Origin of the sequence: Mesorhizobium sp. M1E.F.Ca.ET.063.01.1.1, from assembly GCF_003998155.1 — a bacterium.
Lineage (GTDB): Bacteria > Pseudomonadota > Alphaproteobacteria > Rhizobiales > Rhizobiaceae > Mesorhizobium.
The window spans coordinates 1-2,845 of sequence record NZ_RZSC01000741.1; the positions used below are offsets into that span (position 1 = coordinate 1).

Annotated in this window: 4 protein-coding genes; all 4 read right to left on the minus strand. The window is 66.0% G+C overall.

Annotated features, from left to right (window positions below):
* A partial coding sequence (locus EOA29_RS31530) for a winged helix-turn-helix domain-containing protein (RefSeq protein ID WP_127222088.1) occupies positions 1-335 on the minus strand: 335 nt, incomplete at its 3' end.
* Between the two features lie 85 nt (positions 336-420).
* Positions 421-1,533, minus strand: a complete 1,113-nt coding sequence (gene modC, locus EOA29_RS31535) for a molybdenum ABC transporter ATP-binding protein (RefSeq protein WP_126093140.1) — start codon at positions 1,531-1,533, stop codon at positions 421-423.
* Positions 1,530-2,234, minus strand: a complete 705-nt coding sequence (modB, locus tag EOA29_RS31540; RefSeq protein ID WP_126093139.1) for a molybdate ABC transporter permease subunit — start codon at positions 2,232-2,234, stop codon at positions 1,530-1,532. The genes modC and modB overlap by 4 nt, the downstream gene beginning before the upstream one ends.
* Positions 2,235-2,253: 19 nt before the next feature.
* On the minus strand, positions 2,254-2,845 hold a 592-nt coding region (gene modA / locus EOA29_RS31545; protein ID WP_127222089.1), incomplete at its 5' end, for a molybdate ABC transporter substrate-binding protein.

Below are 2,845 nucleotides of genomic sequence, written 5' to 3' on the forward strand. Positions count from 1 at the left end.
GCATCGATCTCCGCCTGCAAAGCCTGCATATGCACAGCGGCGGCAGAAGCGGCCGCGCGCTCGATGGCCCTGAAGCGGCTGACGACGGCGAGGCCCACCGGCGTCAACTGCGCGCCGCCGCCCTTCTTGCCGCCGGTCTGCGCCGAAACCAGCGGCTTGCCGAACACGCGGTTCATGTCCTCGACGAGGTCCCAGGCGTGCTTGTAGGACATCTCCATGCCGCGCGCCGCGGCAGAGATCGAGCCGAAGGCGGCGATCTGCTCCAAAAGCTCGACCTTGCCCGGGCCGATCCGCCCGTCGGGATCGAGGTTTATCCGCAGGCTCAGCGACGGCATCCCTTGTCCTCCGCGGTCACGTCAAAAATACTCCCATTGCGGCCAAATCGCTATTCCAATGTAACATAGCGGTATTGCCCTTTCGTCAACCATCGGCCTCGGCCGGCAGCCCGGCCCCGGTCGTCGCGCTGTCGAAGCTCACCGTCTTGATCACGGCGAAGACCTCGCGGCCGAGTTCAAGGCGCAGGCTCTGTTTCGACTGCTCGGTGATGCGCGCCAGCACGGTCGCACCGTTGCAATCGATGGCGATTTCCACTGTGGGTCCGACGCCCGGCCTGACCGCGGCGATCGTCCCAGCCAGTATATTGAGCGCGCTGAGGCCCGCCGGCTGCTCGGTCGCGATCATGACATCGCGGGCCCGGATGCGGAGCCGCACCGGAGATCCCACCGGCCGTGCAATGCGCGGTATGCGGATGTCGCCGGCCGGCGAGCCCAACACCGTCATGCCGAAAGCCTCGTCGTGACGCAGCACCCTGGTGTCGAGCACCGCGCCGCCCTCGCCCCGTTCCTCCGCCGGCAAAAGATCCAGCCGCTGCATGATCGCCTCGGCCGGGCCGAAGGCGGCAACCTTGCCTTGCGAAAGCACCACCACGTCGCTCGCCAGCCTCGCCACCTCGGCGACGGAATGGCTGACATAGACGATCGGGATCTTCGTCTCGTCGCGCAGCCGCTCGATATAGGGCAGGATTTCGGATTTGCGCGCTTCGTCGAGCGAGGCGAGCGGTTCGTCCATCAATAAGAGCTTCGGGCTGGCAAGCAGGGCACGGCCGATCGCCACCCGCTGCTTTTCGCCGCCCGAAAGTTTCGCCGGCCGCCGGTCGAGCAGATGGCCGATGCCGAGCAGGTCGACCACCGCATCGATATTGGCGTAGCGCTCGGCAGGCGGCGTGAACCAGCGTCCGTAGCGCAGATTGCCGGCGACGCTCATATGCGGGAAGAGCCGCGCATCCTGAAAAACCATGCCGATCCGCCGCTTGTGCATCGGCACGAACATGCCGGCGGCGGTATCGATCAGCACGCGGCCGTCGACCGCGATGCGCCCCTTCTGCGGCCGGATCAGCCCGGCGACCAGGTTGATCAGCGTCGACTTGCCGGAGCCCGACGGCCCGAACAGCGCCGTGAGCCGGCCGGCGCTTTCGAAATCCGCTTCGAGCGCGAAATCGCCGAGGCGATGGCTGATGTCGACCGAGAGCGTCATTCGATGTCCATCCGCCGGCCGACGCGCCGCGCAAGGACCTCGGAGGCCACCAGCGCCACCATGGAGATGACGATCGAGATCAGCGTCAGTCTCAGCGCCCCGGCATCGCCGCCCGGCACCTGCGTGAAGGTATAGATCGCCGAGGGCAGCGTCTGCGTCTCGTTGGGGATGTTGGAGACGAAGGTGATCGTGGCGCCGAACTCGCCCATCGCCTTGGCGAAGGAGAGGATCGCGCCGGCGATCAGCCCGGGCAGGATCAGCGGCAGCGTGATGGTGGCGAAGACCCAGGGCGGATTGGCGCCGAGCGTGCCGGCGGCTGCCTCCATCTTGCGGTCGACCGCCTCGATCGACAGCCGGATCGCCCGTACCATCAGCGGAAAGCCCATCACTCCGCAGGCGAGTGCCGCACCCGTCCAGCGGAACGAAAAGACGATGCCGAAATGCTCGGCAAGGAAGGCGCCGGCGGGGCCACGCTTGCCGAACGTCAGCAGCAGCAGATAGCCGGTCACCACCGGCGGCAGGATCAGCGGCAGATGCACCAGCCCGTTGAGCAAGGTCTTGCCCCAGAACCGCCCGCGGGCGAGCAGCAGCGCGATCAGGACGCCGGGCGGCAGGCTGGCGAGCATCGCCACCGTTGCCACCTTGATCGACAGCCGGACCGCATTCCATTCGTCGGGAGTGAGGTCCAGCAGCCAACTCATATGCGGTGTAAGGTCTCTCTCAGTTGCTCGCAGCGAGCACCGTAAACCCCTGTTCCTTGAAGAGCGCGGCAGCCTTGGCCGACTCGACGCACTTCAGGAAGGCAGCCGTATCCTTGTCCTTCGAATCCGCCGTCTGGGCAATCGGGTAGATGATCGGCGGATGCGAATCCTCGGGGAAGGTTCCGACAACCTTCACGCCCTTATCGGCATGCGCGTCGGTGGCGTAGACGATGCCGAGCGCGGCCTCGCCCGTCGACACCAGCTTCAGCGCGGCGCGCACGTTCTCGGCTTGCGCGACCTTGCCTTCGATCGAGGACCAGACGCCCAGCGATTCCAGCGCCGCCTTGCCGTATTTGCCGGCCGGCACAGCCTTGACGTCACCCATTGCGAGCCTGCTGTCGCCGATGAGCTTGGCGAGATCGAAGCCTTTCTCGACCTTCGCCTCGACCTTGGAGTCCTTCGGCGCCACCAGCACGATCTGGTTGCCGAGCAGCTTCACTTCGGTGTCCGGTTTGGTCAGCTTCTTGTCGGAAAGATATTTCATCCAGTCGAGGTCGGCCGAGATGAAGACATCGGCAGGCGCGCCGCCTTCGATCTGCTCGGCCAGCGCC